Annotated in this window: 3 protein-coding genes; all 3 read left to right on the top strand. The window is 44.0% G+C overall.

All coding sequences use genetic code 11. From position 1 onward, the window contains the following. Positions 1 to 197 precede the first annotated feature (197 nt). The 3 genes from AC805_RS04705 (at position 198) to AC805_RS04695 (ending at position 4,046) form a co-directional block, all read left to right on the top strand. A complete protein-coding gene (locus AC805_RS04705; protein WP_156341302.1) occupies positions 198 to 1,226 on the top strand; it encodes a hypothetical protein in 1,029 nt (342 codons plus the stop codon). Between the two features lie 270 nt (positions 1,227 to 1,496). After that, positions 1,497 to 2,858: a pitrilysin family protein gene (locus tag AC805_RS04700; RefSeq protein ID WP_197278636.1), complete on the top strand. Its 1,362-nt coding sequence runs from the start codon at positions 1,497 to 1,499 to the stop codon at positions 2,856 to 2,858. 105 nt (positions 2,859 to 2,963) lie between these two features. Beyond that, positions 2,964 to 4,046, top strand: a complete 1,083-nt coding sequence (locus AC805_RS04695; RefSeq protein ID WP_055074338.1) for a HEAT repeat domain-containing protein — start codon at positions 2,964 to 2,966, stop codon at positions 4,044 to 4,046. Positions 4,047 to 4,195 lie beyond the last annotated feature (149 nt).

Below are 4,195 nucleotides of genomic sequence, written 5' to 3'. Positions count from 1 at the left end.
GCTGTAGCGCACGCTGCGCGTGCGCTACAGCCTCTGGGTCTTTATATTTAATTGCGCCTAGCTACTTATAGATAATTATGGCTTTGGATGAATTGTCAGAAAAAGTCATAGAAAGTTGTAGAAAGTCAGAAAAATTCTAGAAAAAACTGCTTTTTAGTCGCTACAATGTGTGCACCTTTTGGTGAGGATGTAGGGATATGTATAGAAAGCGTCAGAAGATGTCGGTTGCTAATATTGGCGCAACAATTCTCGCTGCCTTTGTGGGGGCGATCGTCGTGCCGATGCCAACTCAAGCTCAGCAAGCAACAGTCAACCCAGAAAATCGATCTGTCAGAGATGAAGCCGATCGCCTGCTCGATCGCGGCTACGACCAACTGAAGAATGGAAAACCCCGCGAGGCGATTAAAACTTGGCTTTATGCGATCGGTTATTACCGTCAAGTCAACGACCAAGCCGCAATTTCCTATACCTTGGCGAGAGTAAGCGATGCCTATGAAATGATCGGAGCCAATAAAGCGGCTCAAGATACACTCATCAAAAGAATTGGCTACGGCAATACCTTGCAGGACAAGGAAGCGATTATTGAATCCGCGAATAATTTGACAAGTTTGACCATCAATCAAAGCGATGTAGAGCCCGTTGCAAAGCTCAATAAAACTACTCTCGCCCTGTCCGAGCAAAACGATCAGGGACTAAATACGGCGATCGCTCTAAATAACAAGGGATTAATTGCAGGTCGCTATGGCGATCATCTAGCGGCAATCAAGCTTTACTACGCCTCTATCAAGCAATATCCAATTCGCGAGCCCATTGGCGAAGGCTATGTCTACATCCACAGTGGCGATAGTCGGATGGCTTTAGATGATTACAAATCTGCGATCGCAGATTATGGCAATGCTCTCACCCTCGCTCGCCAACATCGTAACTACCCATTGATGTCCGTCGCCAGCGATCGCCTCATTGCGGCCTATCTCGAAGTGCCAAACTTCTATCGTATTGAAGAACTATTGCAAAATCGTTCCAGCTTAGCTTTAGTGATGGGCGATCGAGAAACAGCGGCTATTATCCAAAGATATCTGGGGGATCTGTACCTATCGTTTGGTAATCTGCCAAAAGCACGACTTGCTTACCAAGAATCCTATGATTTTGCTGCTATGCTGGAAGATAAATCAAGCTTGCCTCTGCGCGAAGCCTATTACAAGTTACAAGCCCTTGAGAAAATGTAGCTATTAATTAATTTTTAATTAGTTTTTTACATTAAAATTATTGAGATATATTTTCAAATAGGTATTTTCCTCAGCTCGAACGGTTTTGTGAAATTTTACTACGAGTTCTAACTTCGCTTAAAACTTCTGTAGATTGTCATCTTTTCATAATATTTGAGATGGGCGGTACAATGTGCCGCCCATCTCAATCCTAAAATTCATATATACAAAAAACTTAATTTTCTGCCATTCTGCTTTTTAGTCAAAAATTTAGTAAAAAATAAATTTGCCATGACAGCGATCGTCGTTCCGCGTCGGTTAGATGTAGCTGCTCCAGATCGTGCTCTCAACGATCTAGCTACCCAAGTAGTTCCTCAGGAACCAACTCAATATATTCTGCCCAACGGGATCAGAGTTATTGCCGAGCAGGTTCCCATTGATGCAGTCAATCTTAGTATTTGGGTTGATGTTGGTTCTGCCGTTGAGAGCGATAACATTAATGGAATGGCGCATTTTTTAGAGCATATGGTGTTCAAAGGCAGCGAGCGCCTTGGACTTGGTGAATTTGAGCGAGAGATCGAATCCCACGGTGGCAATACCAATGCCGCTACCAGTCAAGATTACACGCATTTTTATATCAATGTCGCTCCCCATGATTTTGCCAAGCTTGCACCATTGCAGCTAGATATTGTCCTCAAGGCAAGCATTCCTGATGATGAATTTCAGCGCGAAAGGCATGTGGTACTAGAGGAAATTCGGCGCAGTGAGGACAATCCCGATCGCCGAATCTATCGCCATATTTCCGAATTAGCCTACGAAAGTTTACCCTACCGTCGAGCAGTACTTGGTCCCGTTGATGTAATTGAAAAAGTCACTTCCGAGCAAATGCGATCGTTTCATCGGCAATGGTACGTGCCCCAAAATATGACGATCGCTGTTGTTGGTAATTTACCAGTTAGTGAGGCGATCGGCGTAATTGCCAATTACTTTGAGCAACAAAACGGAGAGAAGACCATCGCTGATAGCTCCAAGGCTAAAGCTAAACCCCAGACAAAACTCAAGCCAAAAACTTTTACACCAGAAAAGCCATTTACAGAAATCGTGCGGCGGGAAGTAACAGACACAAGCCTCAAACAAGCTAGATTGAGCATGACATGGCGGGTTGCTGGTTTGAGGGAAATATCAGAAACCTATCCTCTGAGCATTCTTGCCAATATTCTGGGTAGCGGACGCACATCGCGCATGGTGCAAGACTTACGCGAAAATCGGCGGATCGTTGATCGCATCTCTGTCAGTAATTCGGCAATGCGTTGGCAAGGTACTTTTCAAGTGTTTGCTAAGTTAAATATCGAAGATGTAGCGATCGTCGAGCAAGCAATTCGCGAGCATATTCGCCAACTACACGAAGTTCCTGTCACCGATGAGGAACTAGCCAAGATCCGTACTCAAGTTACCAATCGCTTTATCTTTGGCAATGAGTCCCCCAAAGAACGTGCGGGCATCTATGGCTATTACGATCGCATTGTCGGTTCCCTAGATTCGGCTTTAAACTATCCCGATTTAATTAAATCCATCACCAAAGAGGACATCCAAGCCGCCGCTCGCAAATACCTTAATCCCGATGCCTACGGGATTTTGATTGTCAAACCTTAAAATGACATTTTGATGGTGCAGTAATGGCACGATGTTATGGTTTGACTAACTGAGAAATCTCTAAAGTATCTAAAGTCTCTAAATTTAGGTATATGGAATAAGTATATGAGACAGGCAAAGCGGCTCGATAATCTTTTGCTAGGTATGGTTTTGAGCCAATGTCTTGGGAGCATCGGTAACTTACCACCCGCCTTAGCTCAACAAACTGCTGATTGTACTGAATCTGAAGTTGCCAATTACATCGAACAGATATCAAAACCCGATCGCAAACTTCTAGAGTCTTTAATCCGTTGCCAACTTAAAACCGTACCCGCCTTAATTACCGCTCTTAAATCTCCTGATAAAGATGTCCGTTCTCAGGCTGCCAATATGTTAGGGGCAATGGGCAAGAAAGCAAAAGTTGCTATACCAGCCTTAACTGATACCCTCAAAGATCCCGATAAAGATGTCCGTAATCAGGCTATCTCCGCATTAGCTCACATGGACAAAGATGCAGTCCCTGCCTTGATTTCTGCACTCAAATCTCCTGACCGAGATATGCGTTCGCAATCGGCAATGGCATTAGTAGGAATAGGTGAGAAAGCAAATGAGGCGGAACCTGCACTTATCATGCTACTTAAAGACTCAGATAGGGATGTACGAAGTAGCGCTGCAACTGCCCTAGCATTTAAAAGTGGAATTAGCAAAAATGCCTTGCCTGCTCTGATTACAGCCCTCAAAGATGAAGATAAAGATGTACGCTTCGGTGCTGTCTTCGCAATCGATGTATTATCAATAAGGGTAAAAGAAGCTAGGGATGCAGTGCCTGCCCTAATTTTTGCCCTTAAGGACTCTGAGCAACTTATACGTCTTAGGGCTGCCATGGCGTTAGGTTTTATCGGTAAAGATGCAAAGGATGCAGTACCTGCTCTTATTGCTGCTCTCCAAACCGATACAGATGTGCTTATGCGTTCTCAAACAGCAGATGCCCTAGGAAGGATAGGAGGGGAAGCCAAAGACGCAGTCCCTGCCTTGATTACCGCCCTTAAAGACCCCAATCCAAAGGTACGTTCTAGCGCTGCGATCGCTTTAGGAAATATAGACATAAATGCGCCAAATGCTTTGTCTGAGTTAATTACCACTCTGAAAGACTCTGATATAAATGTGCGTGTTAGTGCTGCCACATCACTAGTAGACAGTCAAAGATAATTTGGCGGGTAAAATAAAGGGACAGAAAATAGTAAGGAAAAAGGTATGTCAGCAAAACGATACAAAGTGACATTAACCGAAGAAGAACGCCAAAAACTAGAACAAATCACTAAAAATGGTAAGTCGGCAGCAGCCAAAATTAACCATGC

Origin of the sequence: Pseudanabaena sp. 'Roaring Creek' (assembly GCF_001402795.1) — a bacterium.
Classification (GTDB): Bacteria; Cyanobacteriota; Cyanobacteriia; order Pseudanabaenales; family Pseudanabaenaceae; genus Pseudanabaena.
The sequence above is the reverse complement of the archived record's forward strand: the minus strand, read 5'-3'. Positions and strand labels throughout refer to the sequence as shown.

Coding starts and splice junctions, on each gene's coding strand:
- AC805_RS04705 (WP_156341302.1), top strand. CDS start 198: ATGTATAGAAAGCGTCAGAAGATGTCGGTTGCTAATATTGGCGCAACA.
- AC805_RS04700 (WP_197278636.1), top strand. CDS start 1,497: ATGACAGCGATCGTCGTTCCGCGTCGGTTAGATGTAGCTGCTCCAGAT.
- AC805_RS04695 (WP_055074338.1), top strand. CDS start 2,964: ATGAGACAGGCAAAGCGGCTCGATAATCTTTTGCTAGGTATGGTTTTG.